This window comes from Streptococcus humanilactis (genome assembly GCF_019448275.1).
Lineage (GTDB): Bacteria > Bacillota > Bacilli > Lactobacillales > Streptococcaceae > Streptococcus > Streptococcus humanilactis.
On the sequence record NZ_JAHXBZ010000004.1, the window covers coordinates 74,562 to 99,361 of the forward strand.

Here is a 24,800-nt window from a genome sequence, read left to right on the forward strand (position 1 = left end):
TTACTCCTCAATTATTTTATTCACCCTTTCTGACTTCTTGAAGGTATTTATATATACTAACTTCTGACATTTGAAATATAGAAGCAACTTTTGAAATAGAATCTTTAAATTCAAAAAAACCTTTTGTATCTAGTACTTGAACTATCGAAATTTTTTCAGATTTACTTAATTTATATTGCGATAAGTCTTTCCCATTTGTTTCTTTAAAAATCAAATCATCTATTAAAGAATCAACCGATTGATTAAAGTTTTCTACTATAGTTTCATCTGCCGATATTTTATCTTTATCACCGAGTAGATTTTCATCAATGATAGATATTCCTGATTCAAACAATTTTTTTAAAGATATCATTTTAGATTTATCACTATTTATACAAATCATCCCAACTAATTCATTGAGTTCATCTTTAATAAAATAGCTTGAAGAATATAGATTTTTACCTGAATGAGTTCTACTCCGATAATTTACTAAATAATCGTTCTCAATATAAATTTTATTTCTGACAATATCTAAAACAAAATCTGTTGCAGGTGACCCTATTTCCCTATTTGATAAATTATTTTTAATATAGACTAAAGAATGATCAAAACCATTCGTAAAATCTTGTAGAACAACTTCTGTATCATTTCCTAGAACAGTTGCCAAAAAATTGATTAAAGGGATATATAGTTTTAGGTCCTTATTCATTTTATTTCCTATCTCTATCTAATGCATTTTTCGTAAAGTCTATCATATTAGAATTAATTTTACAAATATTTGAAACGCTTATTCAGCTTTACAAATTAGTTCGAATAATGCTTGAGCATAGATAGCTGTAATCAATACCAAATCATTAACCGGAATAAACTCATTAGCTTGATGCATGGTATCTTCTGTACTAGGAAATAATGCTCCGAATGCAACTCCTTCTGACAACAAACTTGCATACGTTGATCCACCTATAACCTTTGTATATCCTTTATCACCAGTTTGATCTTCATAAATTTTTAAAAGAGTTTTCACTAACTTAGTATCTGGAGATACAAAATGTGGATCTTTCTTGACGACAATATGCAAATCTTCACCTTCAAAATACTCTTCTAAATGCGATTTAATTTCACTAGATGACTGACTGAATGGAAAGCGGATGTCAGTAACTATTCTCCCTCCTGAACTACAATCATAATTTGCAATTCCTACGTTAAAAGTCAGTTCACCTATTTCTGATTGATGATTAATACCTAAATTTTTACCATCAGTTGTTTCGTGAAAAGATTCTCCCATATGATTTAAAAAAGACTTCCCATTTTTAACAGGATGCTGACTTAAAAACTTAGCTAAATAAGTCGCAGCATTTACACCTTTACTTGGGGTTGAACCATGGGCAGATTTACCATATAGAGTAATCTTTAGTTCTTCATCATTCTGATCTACTTGCCCAGATACATTTAGGTGCTCTACTAAAAATCTTTGGAAGCTATCGGTAATATCTGATTCAGTTCCCCCTTTTAGACGGGCTTCCGCTAGACCTGGAACCATATTTTCTTTGGTGCCACTCTTAAATTCTACTAAACAATAAGTCCCAGTTTGAGAGTCATCTTTCCCCTCTTCTATCGTAAAGTGAATTATACCTTTTTCTCCATTAACCACTGGAAAATAAGCATCTGGAACGAAACCTTCCCTTGGAAGTTTTTCAATAGTTTTATAATAATTCAAACATTCCCAATTTGTTTCCTCATCACTGCCTACAATCAGTTGTAGTTTCCTTTTGGGAATGTAACCACGTTCCTTCAACAACTTCATAGCAAAAAAAGCACAAACTAGAGGGCCTTTATCATCCAAACTACCTCGAGCAATTAATTTACCGTCCTTATAGGTAGGTTCAAATGGATTACTATCCCAACCAGTTCCGACAGGAACCACATCTACATGACCTAAAACTCCAAAAGGCTCCCCAGTTTCTCCCCAGTCAATACGAGTAACAAGTGGTCCGTAATCATTTACCTTGAAACCGGCTTCATAACCCATTTTTTTGATTTCATCAATTGCTTGTTTGGGCCCTTCTCCAAGTGGGGCACCATCAACCGGATCACCTTTTACTGAATTGATACGAAGCAAGCGTTCAATATCATTTAGAAGATCTTCTTTTCTATCTTCCACTACATTTTTCCAATTAATTGTTTCCATCTTTATACCTCCATAATTAAAAGAAAAACACAAAATTTTACAGATTCAATCCAAATGATATTGTAAAATTTTGTGTTAGATCTTTAGCTTTCCAATGCTTGTTTGAAATCTTCGATTAAATCCTCGATATTTTCAATACCACAAGAGAGTCTTAATAAGCCATCCACTACACCTTGCTCCAATCTTTCTTCTGGACTAAGGCAGGCATGAGACATTGTTGCTGGATGAGAAAGAATAGATTCAACTCCACCAAGGCTAACTGCCAAGATAGGAATACGAATTTTTTCAGTAAAAGCAATCAATTCTTCTTTTGAAGACAATTCAAACGATAGTACTGCTCCACCATTTTTTGATTGACCCATATGTACTTCATGATTCGGATGATCCTTTAATCCAGGATAGTAAACATGTTTCACCCTTGGATGATTTTGCAAGAATTCAGCCAATTTTTGGGCATTCTTAACTGCATGGTCCATACGTATTCCCATTGTTTTCATACCACGCATAATTAACCAAGCATCTTCAACTCCAAGGATTCCCCCAAAGTTCTTTTGGAACAATTTTAATTCTTGATAGTATGTTTCACAATTAGTAGCAACAAGACCTGCAATGACATCACTATGTCCATTTATAAATTTAGTAACACTTTCAACTACTATATCAACTCCGAGTTTTAGAGGTTCTTGCGCTAAAGATGTCATAAAGGTATTATCAGCCACAGTAACCAAATCATACTCCTTAGCTAATGCCACAATCTTTTTAATATCGCAAACTTTTAAAAGTGGATTTGATGGAGTTTCAAGATATATCATACGAGTATTCTCACGTATGGCTTTTTCTACTGACTCTATATCAGCCATATCTACAAAAGTGTATTCAATCTTGTATTTTGGCAGGAGATTATTTACAAACTGACATGTACCCCCGTATACTTCTTTAGGTAAGATAACATGCTCTCCAGCATTAAGTAACATTAATACATTCGAGATCGCAGCCATACCTGATGAAAAACTAAGGGCATATTTTGAATCCTCTAGACTTCTAAACCCATCTTCAAGTGCGTCTACTGTTGGATTTGAAAAACGAGTGTACAAATATTCTTGGCTATCGTCATAGAGGTGTTTGTTATGAAAAGTTGATGTTTGGTAGATAGGAATAGAGGCAGCACCAGTATAAGTATCTAATACTTTATAGCCATGTAATAGTTTGGTATTCTCTCTCATTCATCTACCTCCGCAATTGCTTCAATTTCTACCAAAGCCCCCATTGGAAGAGCTCCAACTTGGAACGCTGTACGCGCTGGATAATCTCCGTTAAAGAAACCTTGATAAACCTCATTGAACGCTTTAAAATCAGTAATATTACTCAAATAAACAGTTGTTTTGACAATCTTATCCATAGAGGAATGATTATCTTCTAAAATCGATTTGATATTGTTAAGAGACTGACTTACTTGCCATTCAATAGTATCTTCATCGATTTTCCCCGTTGAACGGTTAATTGGTAGTTGACCTGATGTAAAAATAAGGTTACCTACAAGTGTTGCTGGGGAATAACTACCTACTGCTGCTGGAATTTTTTCACTACTTAATCGTTTCATTTTATGCCTCTTTTCTTTCTTTTACATTTCTCCAAATCATCAATCCTACTGGTAAAACAAGGTAACCAATAATCATTGCTACGATAGCAAATGTATTCAATGATACATCTCCTGATTTACTTACGATTGTAAATTGCGATGCCCAGTTAAATTTGTATAATAAAATTACTGTTAAGATACATCCAAAGAATGGAACGATAACATCAAATACAAAGCTCTTCTTAGCAGTTGCAACAATTTCTTCTTTTTGTTTTCCAAAGTAGAATACCATAACAGCCAGAGGAACTATGATAAATTGGATAAAACGTGAAATTGAACTTAGAACAATAATACTAGTCATATTATATTGGAATGCCATAGGAAGTAAGATTGCTGCTCCAATCGTCACTAAAAATGCACGAAGCGGAAAATCTTTGCTAGTTCTAACTTTAAACCATTCTGGAACTTGATTTTGCATTGCCATTGCTTCCAAGATACGTGGAGTGTGGAATGATGCAGCTACGTTTATACCAAACATAGAAACCAAAGCACCTACAAGAATGATTGTACGAATAATTGGATTTGAGAATACTGCTGCAAGTGCTACTACTTCTTTTGTCGTCACAATAGCAGATGGATTAATCATCATAGCTGTTCCAACAATACCTAGATAGATAACAGCTATTATCCCAATTGCCAATGGAATTGCCTTTGGAAGATTTTTCTCTGGTTCTTCCATATCTTGAGCACCACAGGCTACACTTTCAAAACCAGTGAAGGCATAAAATGCTGCAATAACTGCCATTACATAGGCTGAAATATCCATATTTTCGCCCAACTTAGCCCCAGTGCTATCAGTCAGATTTTTAATTGTATCAAATTCATTGACACCAGTAAATAACACAATTGCTAATCCTACGAGAATGGTTGTAACAAGAGCTCCTACTTTACCAATAGTAGACAAGTTATTGATAAGCTCAAACAAACGTGTTCCCAATAAATTGATTACAAGAAGAATTCCCATTAGAATAACGAACCCAATTGTAACGTAGGTCAAGTTGCCATTATCAAACCCAAACATATTAAGAACTGTTTTAACTACCGCAGTCCCCATTACACCCCACGCAATACTTGCTGCAATGTAGCGAGTAATACCTACATAGAACCCGATGTTATCTCCAAATGCAGCTTTAGTATAAGCATAAGAGGCTCCACCTTTGGAAACATACTTAGCCGCTGATGCGAATGTTACTGCTAAAACAGATGCAAATACCGCTGCCATAATATAAATGATAAGCGCCTTATCTCCTGCTTTGGCAACAACACCACCAGGAGAAAGGAAAATTCCCGTACCAATAATAGAGTTAATTGTCAGAAGGACAATCGAATAAAATCCTAGCTTTTTTTTCATTATTTTTCTCCTATTAAATTTCACACATTTGACAATCTTTACATGCATTATTAATCAATGCAGTAAATAACAAGTTCATTTGCATTGATTTCTTGTGCATCATTTCAGGATGCCATTGTACCCCAATTAACATTGGGTAATCCTTATGTTCAATTGCTTCTACAACACCATCCGCGGCTCTAGCCACAACATTAAAATCAGATGATACATTTTTCATAATTTGATGATGAAATGAGTTAACCATCACTCTGTTTACTTTTATAATCCTATGCAACAGTGAATCATCAACAATATCTACTGAATGAGTAACTTGTTCTGGGAAGTGGCCTTGCCAATGTTTTACAGCTGCTGTATCACACATTGAGACATCTTGATAAAGAGACCCGCCATGATAAACATTAATAACCTGTGCTCCACGACAAATACCAAGAATTGGGATGCGTTTTTTTTCTGCACGTTCTAATAAGGCAAAATCGAACTTATCTCTTTCTGGGAATATATCTCCCATCTTAGGACAAGGCTCTTCGTTATAATTCATAGAACAAACATCGTGACCACCAGATAAGATCAATGCATCAATTTTATCAATATAACTATCTAAAACTTCAGCAACATCTGATACAGGTATAATAACAGGTATCCCACCATTTTGGATTACAGAATTAACATAATCTTCATTGACATAGCTTCTATGATAACCAGGAAACATTCCTCCCTGATCAATCATAACACTACCTGAGATTCCAACTATCGGCATCTTATTTGCCATAAGATAGACCTCCTTTTTGAAAATATTTTTTATTTTATTATAAAATTTTATAACTCATTTACAATTCCATTATACAACAAAAAGAATCCGTTTTCAACAAAAAATTATATTTTTTTATAAAAAAATATAATTTTTTTGTTGAAATACCTTTAGATATAGTGAGTTGAAACTATAACAGTACAACATAACTGCTAAAATGTTTCTATAAATTAATATTCCTTTCCTAATTGATTTGCTCATATTTTATTCCAATCCACTATATAACAAAAAAGATAAGGTCTGATTCAGATCTTATCCTTTCTAGTTTTGATACTCTTCACAAATCAGTATTTTAGGATATAGGAGACAAACTTTCTAATTTGTTCTTTGATTTTCGCTTAATATGAACATTTCTTTCCCACGTTATCGTTACATAATCTTCATCACTACTACGAAAACGTTCAAATACTTTAGATTTCTGAGACACCTTATACACTATATATGCCTTACTATCACACTTCTGTTCGTATAGGCACGATTTTTCTATCCCTTCCTCTGACGATTATTATTTCCAGCGTCAGACTTGAGAGTCGCTATTGGGTTTACCGGTAGCGGGTGCCCACGGAGGACTTACACCTCAGATGAACGACATGCCCGTCGTACCTAATAAAAGACTAAGACACTGGATCTCAGCCTTTTTCTTTATCCCAAAACCAATTCATCACTGACTAGACTTTGGCCACTATTTTTCTGGAAGAGATGCATAAGGTCTTCAACCGTCAGATGCTTTTTCTCCTCTCCCTTAACATCCACCACTATCTTGCCTTGATAGAGCATAATGAGACGATTTCCGTACTCAATCGCATGGTTCATATCATGGGTAATCATCAAAGTCGTCAACTGATGGTGTTCCACAATCTTTTGTGTCAAATCCATCACCATTTGACTAGTTTTCGGGTCAAGTGCCGCAGTATGTTCATCCAAAAGCAAAAGTTTGGGTTTTACCAGAGCTGCCATGACTAGGGTCAAGGCCTGTCTTTGTCCTCCTGAGAGATATTGAGTATCTACTTTTAAGCGGTTTTCAAGACCAATATTCAACTCCTTCAAGGCCTCTTGGAACTGGATTCTGTCCTTCTCCTTCACGCCCCAGCCAAGTCCTCTTTTTTGTCCACGTCTCAAGGCAATAGCCATATTCTCCTCAATCGTCAAACGAGAGGCTGTTCCCATCTTAGGATCTTGAAAAACACGGGCGATATCCTTGGCTCTCTTTCTTACACTCAGATTTTTAATGGATTTGCCTGCCAATAAAAGGTCCCCTTCGTCCACCGATAGATTGCCAGCCAAGATATTCATCAAAGTGGATTTCCCTGCTCCATTTCCACCAATCACAGAGATAAAATCTCCCTCTTCAACCTCTAAATCTAATCCTTTGAGAACATGGTTCTCATTGACCGTCCCTGCTTCAAATGTTTTGTGAATATTTTCAAGTGTTAACAAACTTGCCATAACTTTCTCCTCCTATTCATTTCTCAATTTCAAACCACGAATCTTTAATCTCTTTTGCAATTCTGGTGCAAATAACACTAAGGCCAACAAGATTGCATTAAAGAGACGTACCAAGTTTTGATCTAGATTTGGAATTTCATAGATATTTAAAATAATCAAACGGTATACAATGGCACCGATTCCGATGGATAACAAGCGGCCTCCAATGGTCAAGTCGTGTATCAAAACTTCCGCAATAATCACTGCACTCAAACCAACAACGATGGTCCCTGTCCCAGAAGTCACATCTGAAAATCCATCATTTTGGGCAAACAAGGAACCACATAAGGCAATCAAGCCGTTTGAAATCATGTAACCAACAATCTTCATGGTGTCTACATTGACCCCATTGGCCTCACTCATCGGGATATTGTCACCAGTCGAACGCAAAACCAAGCCAATCTCTGTTTTCATCAAAAGGGTCAAGACCAAACAAACAAGTAAGAGACAGGCCAAACTAAATGAGAAAACTGCTTCTTCAGATGTCAGCCCCAAGCTCGCCAACTGTTTAAAGACGGTTGCAGAATCTCCCAAGGAAAGATTGGGCACACTTCCCATGATTTTAATATTGATTGAATAAAGTCCTGTCAAGGTCACAATCCCTGTCAAGAGAGCTGGAATTTTCATCTTGGTGTGAAGCATTCCTGATACTAGACCTGCTACCATACCTGCAAACAAAGCAAGTAAAGTCGCAATCCAAGGATTTGTCCCTGCCTGTATCTGTGATACAGCGACTGCTGCCCCCAGAGGAAAGGCTCCCTCAGCAGTCATATCCGCAATATCCAAAATACGGAAAGTCAAGTAGACCCCAATCGCCATAATCGACCACAACAAACCTTCTGATAAACTAGATAATACAAAATTCATCTCAAATCTCCTTATTCCTTGCCTTCTAACTTACTAATATCAATTCCTAGTGCATCTGCCATTTCTTGATTGGTATGCAATTCCAATTTTTCAGGCAACTCAACTGCTATATTTTCTGGCTTCTCACCTTTTAAAACACGAATCAGCATGCGAGCTGTCTGTCTTCCCAATTCTTCATAATTGGTTCCGTAGTTATACAAGCCACCAACCGCAATCATTTCTGTTGAACCACCGAATACTGGAACCTTATGTTTAATAGAAACCTGCTTGACTGTTTCCATGGTGGATGAAATGATATTATCCGTTGGTACAAAAACCATATCCACCTCTGCCATCAAGCTTTCTGCAGCCGCCTTGACGTTGTTACTGTCCAAGATTGTTTTTTCAACAACGGTAAAGCCTTTTTCTTCCAGAAGGCGCTTAGCTTCATCCTTTTGGACAACTGAGTTTGGCTCGCTCTGAGTATAGAGGATTCCTATCGTTTTAGCTTTTGGTAACACTTTCTTTATCAAATTGATTTGGGTTGAAATGGCATCTGATGACTGATCGCTTGTTCCAGTCACATTGCCCCCAGGATGCTCTCTTGACTCAACCAGCTTGGCACTGACAGGGTCTGTTACCGCTGAAAAGATAACAGGTGTCGTTTGTGTTGTATTGGCCAAGCTCTGAGCAGAAGGCGTTGCGATGGCTAGAACGACATCACTAGATTCTGCTAGTTGCTGGGAAATCGTTTTTAGATTTCTTTGTTCTCCCTGTGCATTTTGCAAATCAATCTCGATATTTTTCCCCTCAACATAGCCTTGCTTGGCCAGCTCATCCACAAACCCTTCTCTAGTAGCGTCTAAGGACTGGTGGGTAATAAACTGCGAAATACCGATACGAAAAACATCTTTTTTCTTATCTGCCTTCAACTGATGCAAACTGATCAGAGAGGTCAAGAGGATCCCCACTACCAAGAGGGGGGCTAGTAATTTTCGAACAACTTTCATAATGAAACTCCTTCTCAGAAAAGATAATACTCAATGAAAATCAAAGAGCAAACTAGGAAACTAGCCGCAGGCTGTACTTGAGTACGGCAAGGCGACGTTGACGTGGTTTGAATTTGATTTTCGAAGAGTATAAAACAAAAAACCGCCTAGATAATACCTAAACGGATGCTCGAAATAATCTAACAAGTTACAACTTAGCTAGTCCATTTAGATATTCATCTATATGGACCACAATCAAAAATCTTAGCCACATAGATACAAACAAATTGCTTGAACTGTTTGCATCCATGGTGACATGTCTACAAACACTATCTAAAGTAGCTAAAGTAAAAGTTTTGATTCATCGTTACAGCTTGTTTCTTATTCATTTCTTTTTCTGCTTTCTTTTTTGATGTTTCCTATCTTACCACCTTTTTCATCACCTGTCAAGAATATTTCAGAATTTTTTAAAATTTTTCGAAAATTCTTTCAAAGTTTTTTCAAATCAGTCCAACAAAAAAGGTTTATAATTCCCATAAAAGTTGGCATGGAAATTATAAAACCAATATTAGTTTAACCCTTGTTGGTAAAGCGCCAATTCGGCTTGGTTAGCCCAAACATAGTGACCTGGACGGATTTCTACCATGGATGGTTTATCAGTCTCATAGTCGTGTTGACTTGGGTCGTAAACCTTCAAGACCTTCTTACGTTCCAAGATTGGATCTGGAATTGGAACCGCTGAAAGCAAGGCCTGAGTATATGGGTGAATTGGATTGTTAAACAATTCTTCTGTTTCAGCAACCTCTACAATAACACCCTTGTAAATAACTGCGATACGATCTGAAATAAAGCGAACGACAGACAAGTCATGGGCGATAAAGAGATAGGTCAAACCGAGCTCTTTTTGGAATTTTTTGAGCAAGTTCAAGACTTGGGCACGAACAGAAACGTCCAAGGCTGAAATGGGCTCATCCGCAATAACAAAGTCAGGTTGCATGACCAAGGCACGGGCAATACCGATACGTTGACGTTGACCACCTGAGAATTCATGAGGGTAACGAGTCAAGTGCTCAGCAAGAAGCCCCACTTCACGGATAATATTTTTAACCTTCTCTTTACGTTCTTCCTCATCCTTAAACAGACGGTGATTGTAAAGACCTTCAGAAATAATATAATCAACAGTGGCACGTTCATTCAAACTTGCTGCAGGGTCTTGGAAAATCATCTGGATACGACGAATCAATTCCGCAGCTTGTTCACGCGATTTCTTACCATTAATCTTTTGACCATCAAAAATGATATCTCCATTACTTGTGTCATTTAGACCAATGATGGCACGACCAATAGTTGTTTTCCCACTACCTGACTCACCAACAAGCGAGAACGTTTCTCCCTTGTTGATAAAGAAGTTAGCATTTTTAACCGCAACAAACTTCTTACTTCCTTCACCGAAGGAAATTTCTAAATCTTTGATTTCTACTAATTTTTCAGACATTTCCTTCCTCCTAGTCAGCCAGATGGGCAAATCCCATTTTTTCACGAATCTTATCATGGAGATTGGCAATCACAGCTGGTTTTTCTACTTTTGGAGCATCCTCATGAAGTAGCCAAGTTTTAGCCCAATGTGTCTCTGATACTGAGAATTGAGGAGCTTTTTGTTCGAAGTCAATCTGCATTGCATAGTCTGAACGCAAGGCAAAGGCATCCCCTTTCAGGTCAGTATAAAGTGACGGAGGTGTTCCTGGGATTGAGTAAAGATCCCCTTTATCATCAGCAAGCTGAGGCAAGCTAGACAAGAGACTCCATGTATATGGATGGCGAGGGTCATAGAAGACTTCCTCAACAGTTCCATACTCAACGATTTCTCCTGCATACATAACTGCTACCTTATCCGCAATACTTGCTACCACACCAAGGTCGTGGGTGATAAAGATTGTTGTGAAATGGTACTCGTTTTGTAAAGATTTTAGCAAATCAATAATCTGTGCTTGGATGGTCACATCCAAGGCAGTTGTTGGCTCATCACAGATCAAGACATCAGGTCGGCAGGCAAGGGCAATCGCAATAACGATACGTTGACGCATTCCTCCAGAATATTGGAATGGGTATTCATCAAAACGTCTATCTGCGTCTGGAATCCCAACCTTATTCATGTAGTCAATGGCCAATTCTTTCGCTTCTTTAGCTGTTTTTCCTTGGTGTTTTACAATAACTTCTGTAATCTGACTACCAATTGTTTTAATTGGGTCCAAACTAGTCATTGGGTCCTGGAAGATAGTCGCAATCTTAGCACCACGAATTTTTTCCCAATCTTTATGAGAAGATAGAGCTGTCAAATCTTGCCCACGGTAGTCAATACTACCTTGGGCAATGCGACCATTTTCTTCAAGCATACCTGTGAAGGTCTTTGTCAAAACAGATTTCCCTGATCCTGACTCACCTACCAAGGCTAATACTTCTCCTTCAACTAGTTCAAGGGAAACGCCGCGAATGGCTGTCAATACTTTGTCACGAACGTCAAATTCCACGACAATATCGCGAGCAGTCAAAATTACATTTTTTTCTTTTGTCATTTCTACTCCTATCTATGTGTACGTGGATCACTAGCATCCGCTAAGTTTTGACCAACTACGAAAAGGGACAAGGATACCAAGACAAGAGTTGTCAATGGAATCCAGAACAAGTAAGCATTAGTTGTTACGTTTTGTGAATAATCTGAAATCAAACGACCCAAACTTGGAACTGTAATTGGTAATCCAAGACCGAAGAAAGACAAGAAGGCTTCATATGAGATAAAGCTTGGAAGCATTTGAGTCATGGTTGTCACAATAACAGATACCAATTGTGGCATGATGTTTTTGGCAACAATCTTCAAGGTTGGTGTTCCCAAGGTACGTGACGCCAAATTGTATTCCAAATCACGATAACGCAAGATTTGCACACGGATCATAAAGGCAATTCCAATCCATGTTGTCACACTCATGGCGAAAATCAGATTCCAGAATCCAGCTCCGATTGAGTAAGTCAAGACAATGACAATCAAAAGAGATGGAATGTTTGAGATGACGTTATAAACTTCCATCATCACACGGTCAACTGATTTTGAAATTCCCCAAATACCACCGACAAAAACACCGATAACCAAGTTAATCACTGTCGCAATCACAGAAATGAGGATAGAGTTACGAGCTCCGAACCAGACACCGTCAAAAAGAGATTTACCGTTACTATCTGTACCGAACCAATGCTCAGCATTTGGCTTGATATAACGAGCACTAAAGTCATTTACCTTGCTGACATCATTGAAATCAAACTTAGAAAACATTGGGTAGATGAAACTCATCAAAATGATAGCTACCAAGATTCCCAACATGACTACAGTTGATTTTTTCTTCATAAATTGTCTAAACACTGAACCCCAGTATGAATAAGCTGGCGCATCAATGGCTTCAGAGGCAAAATCGTCACGTTTTACAAACTGAAATTTTTCTTTATCGATTGTAGACATTATTTGCCTCCTTTCTCAGTCAATTTAATACGTGGGTCAATAATCGTCATCCAAATATCTCCCAAAAGAAGTGAGAAGATAGAAATACATGTAAAGATGAAGACAAGACCAACGACCATAGAGTTATTAGATGCTTTTACAGAGTCAATCAACATTTTACCCATACCTGGGAAGGCGAAGACTGTTTCAGTAAGGGTTGCACCACCGATAACCCCGATAACAGCACCAGGAATTCCTGAAACCAACGGAACCATGGCATTTTTAAAGATGTGTTTGTTTGAAATTTCTTTTTCAGACAAACCTTTTGCACGAGCAAAACGAACAAAGTCCTGTGATTGCAAGTCAATCATGTAACGACGAATCCAAATAGCTGTACCAGGAGCACCCAACAAACCAAGGATAACTGCTGGTAAAACATACGAACGCCAATCTCCAGCACCCAAGATAGGGAATGAATCTGGCAAGCCGATTGAAGAACCAGCCAAACGAACGATATAAACCAAGGCAATTGTTGGAAGAGCCATCAAGAAGGTCAAAGCCCCTGTTGAGAAGCTATCAATCCAAGTGTTCTTGAAGCGAGCCATAGCTGAACCAAGTGGCACGGCAATCGCATAAGAAATCACCAAACCAATCAATCCAACAACAGCAGAGCTGGCAATCATTGAAGGATATTGGTAGTTACTTTCAGTAGCCGTATAAGGATCATCTTTTCCGTAGTTAGCTACTTCACGAGAGTCAGCCTGACTAGGTGATTTGTAGGTTCTTGAGTAAATATTTACAGAAGAAGTTTTCTTACCTGTTGGGAACTGAACTTGAGATGTTTTTGTTTGCCCTTGTCCTTGAGTAATAACCTGTAAAACAGGACTATTAGCATAGGTTGGATAAGAGTCACCTAAATTAATGTTCACAAAGTTTTGATGCACAAATGGGAACTGACTGTTGAAGTACAAGAGATATTTGTGTTTAGTTCCTGAACCAACCAAGGACCATCCGATAGCTGGATCATTTTCAAAACGAAGGTAACGTTTCAAGTCTGGATTTTCAGGGTCTTGAATTTTATTTGTATGATCAATGTCAATCAAGTTAGCATAGAAGTGAAAAACACGTTCAAAAATTGGAATTTCACGAGTAGCGTAGAATTGGCCACTTTCAGTAAATTCTCCCAAGGTCCAACCATGACCGATTTGTTTGATGTATTTTTCATAGATAGCCTTGTTGGTGTCATTGGCTTCAACTGTTACAGAAGCATCCATCTGGCTAGCTTTTTCTTGCAACTCTTTGGTATCGTAGTACTCGATATAGCCCATACGCTCATAAACGGTATTCTCATAGTTATCACGTTTATCAGCAGTTGTTGCAATCTTGTTATAGTTGGTATCCTGTTTGAAAATCAATTTTCGAGGAACCATTGTATAGATAATCGTGTAAGTCAAGGTTGTTACTAAGAAGATAGAAACCAATGACCGCAAAACACGCATAAAAATATATTTTTTCATATCATTTCCTTTAAAAATCCCAAAAGAACCTTCTCCTCATGGAGAGAAAGTTCTATTGAAAATTATTTACTTCACATGACTTGCCAATTCTTTTTGAGCTTTCTCGTTTGACTCAGTCTTTTCTTTCAACCATTTTTCACGAGCTTTTTCATACTCTTCTTTGGTGATTGCTTTTTCACCAACTTCAGTGTACTTCAAGTATCCTGAATTTTCACCTTTAAGGCCGGCTACAGAATATGAAGAGCTAAATGGTAGAACTTTTGAAACATATGAAACGGCTGTTTCTTTAGGAGAAGCCATTACTGGAATTGTCAAAGCATTGTCAGTCAACCAAGCTTGTGCTACTGCGTATTTTTCATAACGTTTTTGAACATCTTGGTTTTCGCTGTTTGCGTCATCAAGTAATTTTCCATAGTCAGCTAAACCAAGTTTGCTTACTACTGATGCATCTGTGTTTTGGTCAATACCAAGGTAAAGGCGAGTGCTTCCTCCCTTAAGGACGAATTGATCCAAGAAAGTAGAAGGATCTTGATAGTCAGGGTTCCATCCTAGCAAGGTATGAATATCCCAGTCTTGTTCTTTAGCTGTTGGAGCGCTAAATGAAATTGGTAAAGCTTCTGCTTGAGTCATTTGTTGTAAATCTACAACAACATTATCTGAACCCAATACTTTTTCAATTGATTGTTTCAATGATTGAACACGGTTTACAACCGCTGTTGATTCTTGGATAACCAAGGCATCCAAGTGGATTGGGAATTCAACACCTTCAGCTTGTAGGCTTGATTTTGCTTTAGCAAAGACTTCTTTCGCTTTTTCTTCATTGTAAAGGCCATTTTGAGAATCTGCTAGAGACACGTTTGACCAAGTAGAAGAATTTGTCTTAGCCAAGCTATCTTGTACCAATTCACCAAATGTTTTCTTACCAACTTGAAGATTATAAGGTGCAAACGTATTACGGATGGCTACTGCAGCTCCATCTGTACCATTTGTTTGAGCTGAGTAAGAATTGCGATCGACAGCAAAGTTCAAGGCTTGACGGAATTCCTTGTTTAGCAATGCTTTCTGAGTAGATGTCTTTTGGGCATCACTCGTCTTAGCTGTGTGGTTATAAGCTGTACGACCATAGTTCAAGCTGACAGTTGCAACACCCGCTCCTGGTTCATTAAAGTAAATGTTATCTTTGAAGTCAGCTGCATATTTTTCATATGTAGAACTTGTAGGGAAGATACGCGCCTTGCTATATTGACCATCAGCAAAACCTTTGGCAATCACATCTTGGTCCTTACCATCCCAGAAAGTGAACTTAACGTTCTCAATTTTTACATTTTCTTTGTCCCAGTAAGCATCATTTTTAGCCATCTCGATAGATGATTTTGGAGTTACAGATTTTAAGACAAATGGACCGTTATAAAGAATAGAGTTAGCATCGGTTGGGGCACCAAAACCTTCCCCTTTTGAAGTTAAGAATTCTTCATTAACCGGCATCAAAACACCACTAGTTGTCTTGTCATTCCAGAAAGTTTCTGGCTGGTTCAAAGTATATTCTAGTGTTTGATCATCAAGTGCTTTTACTCCAACGGTTGAAAAATCGCTTGTTTCACCCTTGATATAGGCTTCTAATCCCTTAATAGAAGAGCTAACGATTGAAAGTCCTTTTGATTTTCCATCTACAGCATGTTTCAAACCAGTAACGAAGTCTTTAGCAGTTACAGGAGCGTATTCTTCTCCCTCTGCTGTCACCCATTTAGCATCCTTACGGATTTTATAGGTATAAGTCAAACCATCTTTTGAAACTGTCCATGATTCAGCAATAGAAGGAACCAGATTACCATATTTATCGTTAGCCAACAAACCATCTACAGCATTTGTTGTGACGAAAGATGTTGAATCAATATTGCTAACGATATAATCCAAGGTTTCTGGATCTGTTTGATAAACATATTGGTAATCTTTTGCTAGTTTAGCATTATTTGAACTAGTGTTTGAACACGCAGCTAGAACTCCTGACGCTAATAAGGTAGCCCCCGCTACAGCAAGCACTTGACTTTTTTTCATTTCTTTACTCCTCTTATAAAGTATAGGTTATCATCAATTATACCATAGATTTCAAGAAAAGTAAACGAATTTTCAGAATATTTAGGCTTATTGACACAAAAAATCTGAAAAAGCTATTGACTGAAAATCATTTTCAAGGTATAATAATAAACGTTAAGGCGGTATAGCCAAGTGGTAAGGCACGGCTCTGCAAAAGCTTGATCGTCGGTTCAAATCCGTCTACCGCCTTTCAATACCGAATTTATCGGATTTTATCAAGACAGAAAGCCCAATTTAAAGGGCTTTTTTCTTTTTCCTCGAATAAATACGTATAACTTTAAAAAACTTTTGGGGCAAGGTTGGGGCTGAGTTTTTCGAGGATACTATTCCCTTTTAAAACAACTGAAAAAAGCTTTGTCACTCATGATGACAAAAGCCTCTAATTTACTCTGTTTCTTCTTCTATTTCGACTTCTGTGATTTGGACTTTTACCTTGGTAACACGTCCATTTTTCACTTTATCATTGGTTAGGATAAGCTGTTTGTTTTGGCTTACCAATTCATAGCTGAGTTTCTCAGTTGTTGGAATGGTCCCAACTCCTGTCAAATAATAACCAGCGATGGTATCAACGTCATCACTTGCCAGTTCGACATCAAAGTAGTCATTAAAATCATTGAGATTCATGGTACCTTGAACGATATAAGTATCTTCTCCGATTTGATGAACTTCGATTTCAGCCTTATCTGTTTCGTCATCGATTTCCCCAACGATTTCCTCTAGGAGATCTTCAAGTGTCACCAAACCAGCCATCCCACCGTATTCATCCAGCAAGATTGCCATTTGTCTTTGGGTATTGCGCAATTCTTTTAACAAGTCATCCACAAAAATAGTTTCAGGAACAAAAAGTGGATCTTGTAAGATTTTCTTCCAAGCAATATTGTCAAAACCGTCCACAAAGCCTGCCTTAAGGAGACTCTTGGTGTGAATGATCCCAATCACGTTATCCTTATCCCCATCATAGACAGGGATACGAGAATAATTTTGTTTTAAAATACTTTGGATGATGGTTTGACTATCATCCTGAATATCGACCATAAAGGCATCCGTCCGAGGAACCATGACTTCTCTGGCCATTAATTCATCCAGTGAAAAAATCCCTTGTAACATCTCAATTTCGTCAGCATCTAGTGTTTCTTCACTATTTGTCAGCATGTACTCAATTTCATCACGGGTCATTTTTTCGTCAGCATCGTCAAAGGTCATAGGAGTCAAGCGACTCAAGAGATTGGTAGATGCAGACAAGAGCCAAACAAAGGGACTAACTAGTTTCCCAAGTCCAATGATAACTGGCGCTGTACGAATGGCCAAGGCATCCTTTAGATTAAGAGCGATTCTCTTAGGATACAATTCCCCAAAAACGATGGAAATATAAGTCAAAAATGCTAAAGATAGAAAACTTGCAACGGCATAAGCTGTTTCGCCATTTCCAAGCCAAGAAGCAATCTCTCGTCCCAGAGTTTCTGCCAAACTTGCCCCAGATAAGATCGTAATCAGGGTAATCCCTACTTGAATGGTTGATAAAAAGTGATTAGGATTTTCTAGTACCTTCAACAGACGGATATAGCGTCTATCTCCTTCTTCTGCCTTTTGTTCAACCCGCGCACGATTAAGTGAAACCATGGCCATTTCTGTGGCTGAGAAAAAGGCATTTAATACCGTCAAAATAAACAATAAAACAAATTGTAGCAACAAATTCTGACTACTTGGGTCTTCCATAGTTCTTCTCCTAAAATAGTATCTTGTCACTTATTATATCACAAAAATTAGCTCAGTACATATTATTTTTTCTCAGTGTCTATTCTAGTTCTACTTAAATTGTCCAAAAAAGAACTCCTACATCTTCAAGTGACATAGGAGTTTATTTTGTATTTTACTGAGTAACAGTCACTTCTCCAGTTCGGTAATCCAGTTGAAGTCCCTTTTGAACATTGGGAACTAGAACATTGAATTCCAATTCTCCGTCTGAAGACTTGGCTTCAATCTGTGAAGCTGAAGGAACTAAATCCTCGTTCGAAGCGTAGTAAAGGGTTACACGGTAACGAACACGCTTGTTTTGGTCCAAGGCTTTACGCACCATGCTTTCATAGTAGTTTTGACCAGTCGAATCCTCGGCCTGTGCCTGATTGGCCCAGGCTGTCTGGACAGCAATATTTTTAGGATTACTTGTTGAGGCATCAAAACCATCCAAGCCACCAATTAAGGCATAGCCTAACAAATGACCTCTATCAACCGCATGGGTATAAGTACCCTTTAGATTCTTGACCTGATGCCAACCTGGTGGAGTCCAAGAAGTCGAACCATTCCCAGTTTCTTCCCGATTCTTGTACTGGCGAGTAGCCTTAGACAAGAGTGCATTAGCTACGGTTGGTACCGTTTCCTTGCCCACTGTCTTTGTTTTATTATCAGCGTAGGGCTTACTTGAAACCTTGGCATCTAGATTTGTTTTATTACCATTGACGATAAAAGCACCTGATCCATTCCACTCCAGGCTCCCTTTTATTTGGCTTTTGACTGCATCTGTTAAGACACTTTCTGCCAATTCTTGACTAGGAGCTTCAGACGCTTGTTTTTTCTGACTAAGCTTGGTTTTGGGACTATTAGCTGTCGACTGCATCTGCTTGATATAGTAGCTTCCCGCAGATAAGAGTAATAACACTAGCAGTCCGATCAGTGTCTGTCTTGTTTTTTTATTCATATTTCTCCTTATCTCTAGAAAAAGGCTGGTTCTCCAGCCTAATTTCCTGTAAATTTATGAATCAATTCCTGCCATTTTGCTGGAGACAAGATAGCCCATGGATCTTGACCCTTGCCCAAGATTCCATAGCCGACCATTAAGCCGATTCCTAGGGCTAGAGCACCTAAAAACAATACCAAAATGACTAAAAGTAAACGCTTGATTACATAGCTTGATTTCTTACTCATCTTCATCGCTTGCCTCAATCCGCTGAATCTTAGCACCTAGCTGCGCCAACTTCTCATGGAATCGGTAATAACCTCTATCCAAGTGAACCAATTTACCGACCACTGTTTCTCCCTGCGCTACCAAACCTGTCAAAATCAAGGCTGCGCTGGCACGAAGGTCAGTTGAAAGAACTTCCGCTCCCTGCAAAGCTTGTCCACCAACAATACGAGCTGTATCACGGATAATCTCCGAGTGCAAGCCCATGCGACGCATTTCTTCTAGATGTTGGAAACGATTTTCGAAAACTGTCTCCACCATAGTTGATTCGCCTTTTGCGACAGTCATCAAGGCTGTAAATTGAGCCTGCATATCTGTTGGAAATCCTGGGTGGGGCAAGGTTTTTACATGGACAGCTTTTAGCTTTTCTAGTTGAGAACGAACGCGAATTCCTTCAGTCTCCTCTGTCACTTCCACTCCCATTTCAAGCAACTTAGCAATCAAGGGACGGTTGTGCTCCCAGACAGCATCTCGAATCAAGACATCACCACCAGTCATGGCAGCAGCTACCATAAAGGTTCCTGCTTCGATACGGTCTTGGACTACATTGTGAGTCGTACCATGAAGTTTCTCAACACCGGTAATGGTAATGGTCTCTGTACCAGCACCTTTAACCTTGGCTCCCATTTCATTGAGGAGAATGGCAAGGTCAACAATCTCAGGCTCACGCGCAGCATTCTCAATCACTGTCACACCATCAGCTAGAGTTGCTGCCATCATCAAGTTCTGAGTAGCACCAACACTTGGGAAATCCATATAGATATGAGCTCCATGTAAGCGGTCAGCCTTGGCTTCGATATAACCAGCAGTCTGACTAATCTTAGCTCCCATAGCTTCCAGACCTTTCAAATGAAGATCAATAGGACGGCTACCAATCGTACAACCACCTGGCATGGATACTTTGGCATGACCTACACGGGCAAGAATTGGTCCCAAGACAACGATAGATGCACGCATCTTGCTGACATACTTGTAAGGAGCTTCCTCAGTGATATCGCCAGTCGCATCCACCTCAACAAGATGATCTTCCTCATCAAAATTCACCTTGGCATTCAAACCACGAACCACCTGATTCATGGTGAAAACATCTGACAAGATAGGAACGTTCTGCAAGACGGTCTTTCCTTCACTTGCTAGAATAGTCGCTGCCAACAAAGGCAAGACTGCATTCTTTGCTCCTTCAATCGTAACACTTCCTACCAGACGATTATCGCCACCTTGAACCACAATTTTTTCCATACTTATTTCCTTTACATTTGATTTTATAATAATCCTCTAAGCGCTTCTTGCCACAACTGATATAGGCTGATAAAGAAAGAACTCATGATGTAGCCCATGACAATGCTAAAAAAGACTACTAGTAAACGAACTTTTCCTGTATTCTCAGTTGTCACTTTTAAAACCTTTTCCCATCTAACAAGATCCTTTAAAAGGTAAAAACTCACATAAATAAAGAGCATATGACTGCTTAGAGTGAATAATAATTGAACCATTTGACTATTATACCATCTTCTCTGTTTGTGCGCTAGTTTGGAAACTTCACTTAAAAATTAGGGATTGTTTTTCAAGTAATTAATTGCATCTTGTAGGGTTTTAACAGGCACGATTTTCATATCCGTCTTGATTGTTTTAGCTGCTTCTAGGGCTGTTTGGTAGTTGTTTTTAGCATCAGGATGTGCTGTCTTTTCTTCTTCGCTAACAGGGTTATCTGGGGCAAAGAAAATCGCGGCACCTTCTCTAGCCGAAGCAACAACTTTTTTATCAATACCTCCAATATCCCCCACATTACCATCGCGGTCAATGGTACCTGTACCGGCAACGATACGGCCATTTCTAAGGCCAGGGTCAGCTATTTGGGTATAGATGGCCAGACTAAACATGAGACCAGCACTTGGTCCGCCGATACCAGCTGTTGAAAAGCGAATTGGGACATCACTGGTCACTTCCGTACGGTCAATCAAACCGATTCCAATCCCATTTTTGCCATTTTCTAGAGTAATAATTTTTCCTTCTGCAGACTTGGTTTGCCCATCCTCTTCATAGGTGACCTTGACGGAGTCCCCTAATTTTTGAGAATTGACATAATCAATCAAATCTTTGGAACTGTCGAAGGTCTGATCATTGACTGCTGTGACCGTATCAGAGATGTTGAGAATCCCTTTAAAGGTTGAATTATCTGTCACAGTCAAAACATAAACCCCAAGATATTTGAGTTCAATATCCTTACCAGCTGTCTTTAGCCCTTGATACTTGGCCATATTTTGCGATGTCTGCATGTAGAATTGATTGATCCGCATAAATTCAACATCGGAAGAACCACCTGTAGTCTCCTGAGCACTACGAATATCTGTAAAAGGCGTCAACCATGCATAAATCATATGAGCTAAAGTAGCATGTTGGACACCAACCGTAACGAATTGATAGGCACCAGCTTCCTTATCTTCTGTGTCATTGACTTTAAGAACTTGGCGAATATCTTCCGAACCACCTGGAACCTCTATATAATAAGGCAAAGGCACTACAAAGGCCAAGAAAGTCACAATCAAGGCCGCAATGACATATAAGGGCCATCTAATCTTTTTTTTCATTTCTTATTTCCTCCAAAATACTCTCGGGAACATAGCAGGCAATATCCTGACCAAACTTCAAAAGTTCTCTAACACCTGATGAACTGATATAAAGATGTTCAGGTCGGCTATGTAAATAAATGGTCTCTATATCAGGAGACAGCTGATGGTTGTAGTAATCAAAACTGGCTTCATATTGCAAATCCGACGCATTTCTCAACCCCCGCACTAGGCAAGTAGCCCCCAGTCTTTTTGCGACATCAACCACCAATTCATCATGAGAAGACACAACTGCAACATTTGCCAAATGTTTCAAAGCATCTTCTAGCCCCCGTTTACGATTTTCAAGAGGGAGAAATCCTTGTTTGTGGGGATTAAAAAAAATACCGACATAGAGCTTGTCAAAAAGTCTGCTCGCCCGTTCAATCATATCCAGATGCCCATTTGTCATCGGATCAAATGAGCCTGTGAATAAGCCAATCTTATCTGACATAAACTGTCACCTTACTAATTCCATAAATTTTTTCCTTCCAGATACCCAGGCAGGCGATTTCTTCCGGAAGTTCAACGGCCTTATCCGTCTCACACACGACCATGACATCTTCAGAAAAGAGGTCTCTCTCAGCCATTTTTTCAATATCTGCTACGATTTGTTCCTTGGCATAAGGAGGGTCTAAGAAAATGAGGTCGAAGTTCCCAGATACCTGTTCCAATGCCCTTTCTGCATCCATCTTGAGGAGTTGAAATTTTCCAACTTCCTTGGTCATCTGGATATTTTCAGCCACGATAGCCTGAGCCTTACGGTCTCGCTCTACCAAAACAGCACTGGACATGCCACGCGATACTGCTTCGATAGACAAGCCACCACTACCTGCATAAAGGTCCAAGACTCGTCCCCCTTCAAAGTAGGGACCAATCATGTTAAAAATAGCTCCCCTAACCTTATCCGAAGTTGGTCTTGTCGTCTTACCTTCTAGTGTCTTGAGGGGACGTCCCCCATAGATTCCTGATACGATTTTCATACCGTTTATTATACCAAATTATGGGCGAAAAGAGAAAGAAAACCGAACCTTGCGGTTCGATTCTCTACAAAATATTTTCGTAAGTATCGCGGACTTCTTGAGGCCAAACACTTGTTTGCACTTCTCCGATGTGTTTCTTGCGAAGTAAGAACATGGCCATACGAGATTGTCCAATTCCTCCACCTATTGTCAATGGGAATAGGCCATTCAACAAGGACTTGTGCCATTCCAATTCCAAGCGGTCTTCATCACCTGTGATTTTCACCTGACGGCGAAGAGTTTCTTCATCTACACGGATTCCCATAGAAGACAACTCAAAGGCTCCACCTAAAGCCTCATTCCAAACAAGAATATCACCATTCAGACCCTTGTAGCCATTCTCAGACTCGCTTGTCCAATCATCATAGTCTGGTGCACGTCCATCGTGCGGTTTACCGTCTGGTAATTCACCACCGATACCAATCAAGAAGACTGCTCCAAATTCTTTACAAATAGCATTTTCACGTTCTTTCGGAGTCAAGTCTGGGTAGCGTTCTACCAACTCTTCTGTGTGGATAAAAGTGATTTGTTTTGGCAAGATTGATTCGATGTCGTAGCGGGCTTCAACAGCTAGCTCAGTCAGGCGAATAGCCTTATAAATCTTCTCAACTGTTTCTTTTAGATAAGCGAGGTTACGCTTACCATTTGGGATAACCTTCTCCCAGTCCCACTGGTCAACATAAACAGAGTGGGTCGCATCCAGCGAATCTTCGTCTGGACGAAGGGCCTTCATGTGGACGAAAAGACCTTCACCTTCACCGAAACCAAAACGGGCCAAAGTATGGCGTTTCCATTTAGCAAGTGAGTGCACCACTTCATAAGTAGCGTCAGGGATTTGGAGAACCTTGACCGATACGGCATTCTCCACACCTGATAAATTATCCTGCATCCCGTCACCGACTCTACTCAAGATAGGGCCTTGAACTTCGACAACTTCTAGTTTATCTTTCAAGTACTGGGTAAAAGTGTTTTTGACAAAGGAAATCTCTTCTTGTTGATGGATAAAACTTTTCTTCATAAACTACTCCTCAAAAAATTAATTAAAAGCATTATACACCTATTTCCAAGAAAAGAAAAGAGAAATTTTAAAAAAAATCAGTGTCACTCAAAACACTGATTTCATAGACCTTTTAGTCATTACGACCAAAGATACGTAGAATACTTAGGAAGAGATTGATAAAATCAAGATAGATACTGAGAGCCATTGACACAACCCAACCTGTCGCTACACGGCCTTGTGATTGCTCATAGGCATAGCGAATTTTTTGGTTATCCCAAGCAATCAGACCTGAGAAAACCAAAACCATGGCTACGCTAATCATATAATCAAAGAAACCACTAGCCAAGAAAATATTGACTACCATGGCAATCAGCAAACCGATAAGAGCCGCCATCATCGCTCGACCAAGCCCACTCAAATCTTTCTTGGTGAACATGCCAACTGCCGCCATGACAAAGAAGAGAAGAGCGCTTGATACAAAGGCAGATAAAACTGTACCTGGAGTATAGAAGGCCACCACAAAACTGAGGGTAAAGCCGTTTAATACTGAGTAAAGTAAAAATACTGGAAGAGCAGCTGGACTATTCTTTAAAGCCATGTTACTGGCAACGAAAACCAAGGCCAACTCTGCAAAAGTAGCAATGGTCAACCAGAGACGTCCCTGCATCAAAAAGTAAACCAACTGAGACTGAAAGACCGTCAACATAAGACCTGATACTAAAGCAGATAATCCGATCCCCAGACCAACAAAGGCATAAACTTTAGCGTAAAATTGATTGAGACCTGCGCGGTCATGAATAATAGTGTGATTCATCTTTTCTCCTTTTCTA

At 39.0% G+C, this 24,800-nt stretch carries 24 protein-coding genes and 1 tRNA gene; 1 reads left to right on the plus strand and 24 read right to left on the minus strand.

Translation table 11 applies throughout. The features are described from left to right. Positions 1-16 precede the first annotated feature (16 nt). From KV696_RS06895 to KV696_RS06960, 14 genes are all read right to left on the minus strand, one after another. Entirely contained in the window at positions 17-688 is a 672-nt protein-coding gene (locus tag KV696_RS06895; RefSeq protein WP_049524764.1) for a helix-turn-helix transcriptional regulator, read from the minus strand. 78 nt (positions 689-766) lie between these two features. Beyond that, positions 767-2,167: a dipeptidase PepV gene (gene pepV, locus KV696_RS06900; RefSeq protein WP_065427380.1), complete on the minus strand. Its 1,401-nt coding sequence runs from the start codon at positions 2,165-2,167 to the stop codon at positions 767-769. An 83-nt stretch (positions 2,168-2,250) separates the two neighbouring features. Then, entirely contained in the window at positions 2,251-3,390 is a 1,140-nt protein-coding gene (locus KV696_RS06905) for a trans-sulfuration enzyme family protein (protein ID WP_049524763.1), read from the minus strand. Then, entirely contained in the window at positions 3,387-3,767 is a 381-nt protein-coding gene (locus KV696_RS06910) for a Rid family detoxifying hydrolase (RefSeq protein ID WP_049524762.1), read from the minus strand. Before KV696_RS06910 ends, KV696_RS06905 begins: the two co-directional genes overlap by 4 nt. Before the next feature lies 1 nt (position 3,768). Continuing rightward, positions 3,769-5,157 (minus strand): APC family permease, encoded by a 1,389-nt coding sequence (locus tag KV696_RS06915; RefSeq protein ID WP_049524761.1) that lies wholly within the window; start codon positions 5,155-5,157, stop codon positions 3,769-3,771. 13 nt (positions 5,158-5,170) lie between these two features. Next, positions 5,171-5,914, minus strand: a complete 744-nt coding sequence (locus KV696_RS06920; protein ID WP_049524787.1) for a gamma-glutamyl-gamma-aminobutyrate hydrolase family protein — start codon at positions 5,912-5,914, stop codon at positions 5,171-5,173. A 693-nt stretch (positions 5,915-6,607) separates the two neighbouring features. Continuing rightward, a complete protein-coding gene (locus KV696_RS06925) occupies positions 6,608-7,411 on the minus strand; it encodes an ABC transporter ATP-binding protein (protein ID WP_000157661.1) in 804 nt (267 codons plus the stop codon). Positions 7,412-7,423: 12 nt separating this feature from the next. After that, a complete protein-coding gene (locus KV696_RS06930; RefSeq protein ID WP_219967213.1) occupies positions 7,424-8,317 on the minus strand; it encodes an ABC transporter permease in 894 nt (297 codons plus the stop codon). Between the two features lie 11 nt (positions 8,318-8,328). After that, the gene (locus tag KV696_RS06935; protein ID WP_000869838.1) at positions 8,329-9,306 is read right to left on the minus strand and encodes an ABC transporter substrate-binding protein; all 978 of its coding nucleotides are present in this window, start codon (positions 9,304-9,306) and stop codon (positions 8,329-8,331) included. Between the two features lie 547 nt (positions 9,307-9,853). Then, entirely contained in the window at positions 9,854-10,780 is a 927-nt protein-coding gene (locus KV696_RS06940; RefSeq protein ID WP_219967214.1) for an ATP-binding cassette domain-containing protein, read from the minus strand. Positions 10,781-10,790: 10 nt separating this feature from the next. Then, the gene (locus KV696_RS06945) at positions 10,791-11,858 is read right to left on the minus strand and encodes an ABC transporter ATP-binding protein (RefSeq protein WP_049522274.1); all 1,068 of its coding nucleotides are present in this window, start codon (positions 11,856-11,858) and stop codon (positions 10,791-10,793) included. Between the two features lie 8 nt (positions 11,859-11,866). Beyond that, positions 11,867-12,793 carry an oligopeptide ABC transporter permease OppC gene (oppC, locus tag KV696_RS06950; protein WP_000103691.1) on the minus strand — a complete coding sequence of 309 codons (927 nt, stop codon included), beginning with the start codon at positions 12,791-12,793 and terminating at the stop codon, positions 11,867-11,869. Next, complete coding sequence (locus tag KV696_RS06955) at positions 12,793-14,289, minus strand: ABC transporter permease (protein WP_000759914.1); 1,497 nt, start codon at positions 14,287-14,289, stop codon at positions 12,793-12,795. Before KV696_RS06955 ends, oppC begins: the two co-directional genes overlap by 1 nt. A 66-nt stretch (positions 14,290-14,355) precedes the next feature. After that, entirely contained in the window at positions 14,356-16,344 is a 1,989-nt protein-coding gene (locus tag KV696_RS06960; protein WP_219967215.1) for a peptide ABC transporter substrate-binding protein, read from the minus strand. Between the two features lie 157 nt (positions 16,345-16,501). Between KV696_RS06960 and KV696_RS06965 the strand changes: the two genes are divergently transcribed. Next, positions 16,502-16,572 (plus strand) — tRNA-Cys (locus tag KV696_RS06965). Between the two features lie 195 nt (positions 16,573-16,767). Here KV696_RS06965 and KV696_RS06970 read toward each other — a convergent pair. The 10 genes from KV696_RS06970 to KV696_RS07015 form a co-directional block, all read right to left on the minus strand. Continuing rightward, entirely contained in the window at positions 16,768-18,099 is a 1,332-nt protein-coding gene (locus KV696_RS06970; protein ID WP_219967216.1) for a hemolysin family protein, read from the minus strand. Positions 18,100-18,253: 154 nt separating this feature from the next. Further along, positions 18,254-19,078 carry a DNA-entry nuclease EndA gene (gene endA, locus KV696_RS06975; protein WP_153226562.1) on the minus strand — a complete coding sequence of 275 codons (825 nt, stop codon included), beginning with the start codon at positions 19,076-19,078 and terminating at the stop codon, positions 18,254-18,256. Positions 19,079-19,116: 38 nt separating this feature from the next. Then, the gene (locus KV696_RS06980; protein ID WP_025171934.1) at positions 19,117-19,305 is read right to left on the minus strand and encodes a DNA-directed RNA polymerase subunit beta; all 189 of its coding nucleotides are present in this window, start codon (positions 19,303-19,305) and stop codon (positions 19,117-19,119) included. Continuing rightward, entirely contained in the window at positions 19,298-20,581 is a 1,284-nt protein-coding gene (murA, locus tag KV696_RS06985; protein WP_219967217.1) for a UDP-N-acetylglucosamine 1-carboxyvinyltransferase, read from the minus strand. Before murA ends, KV696_RS06980 begins: the two co-directional genes overlap by 8 nt. A 23-nt stretch (positions 20,582-20,604) precedes the next feature. Continuing rightward, entirely contained in the window at positions 20,605-20,835 is a 231-nt protein-coding gene (locus KV696_RS06990) for a DUF1146 family protein (protein WP_219967218.1), read from the minus strand. Positions 20,836-20,892: 57 nt separating this feature from the next. Then, a complete protein-coding gene (locus tag KV696_RS06995) occupies positions 20,893-21,930 on the minus strand; it encodes a SepM family pheromone-processing serine protease (protein WP_219967219.1) in 1,038 nt (345 codons plus the stop codon). Continuing rightward, a complete protein-coding gene (gene coaD, locus KV696_RS07000; RefSeq protein WP_219967220.1) occupies positions 21,914-22,402 on the minus strand; it encodes a pantetheine-phosphate adenylyltransferase in 489 nt (162 codons plus the stop codon). Before coaD ends, KV696_RS06995 begins: the two co-directional genes overlap by 17 nt. Then, positions 22,392-22,931, minus strand: a complete 540-nt coding sequence (gene rsmD / locus KV696_RS07005) for a 16S rRNA (guanine(966)-N(2))-methyltransferase RsmD (protein ID WP_219967221.1) — start codon at positions 22,929-22,931, stop codon at positions 22,392-22,394. Before rsmD ends, coaD begins: the two co-directional genes overlap by 11 nt. Before the next feature lie 64 nt (positions 22,932-22,995). Then, positions 22,996-23,988 (minus strand): aspartate--ammonia ligase, encoded by a 993-nt coding sequence (asnA, locus tag KV696_RS07010; protein WP_219967222.1) that lies wholly within the window; start codon positions 23,986-23,988, stop codon positions 22,996-22,998. A gap of 112 nt (positions 23,989-24,100) precedes the next feature. Next, a complete protein-coding gene (locus tag KV696_RS07015; RefSeq protein ID WP_045605511.1) occupies positions 24,101-24,784 on the minus strand; it encodes a Bax inhibitor-1/YccA family protein in 684 nt (227 codons plus the stop codon). Between the last annotated feature and the right edge of the window lie 16 nt (positions 24,785-24,800).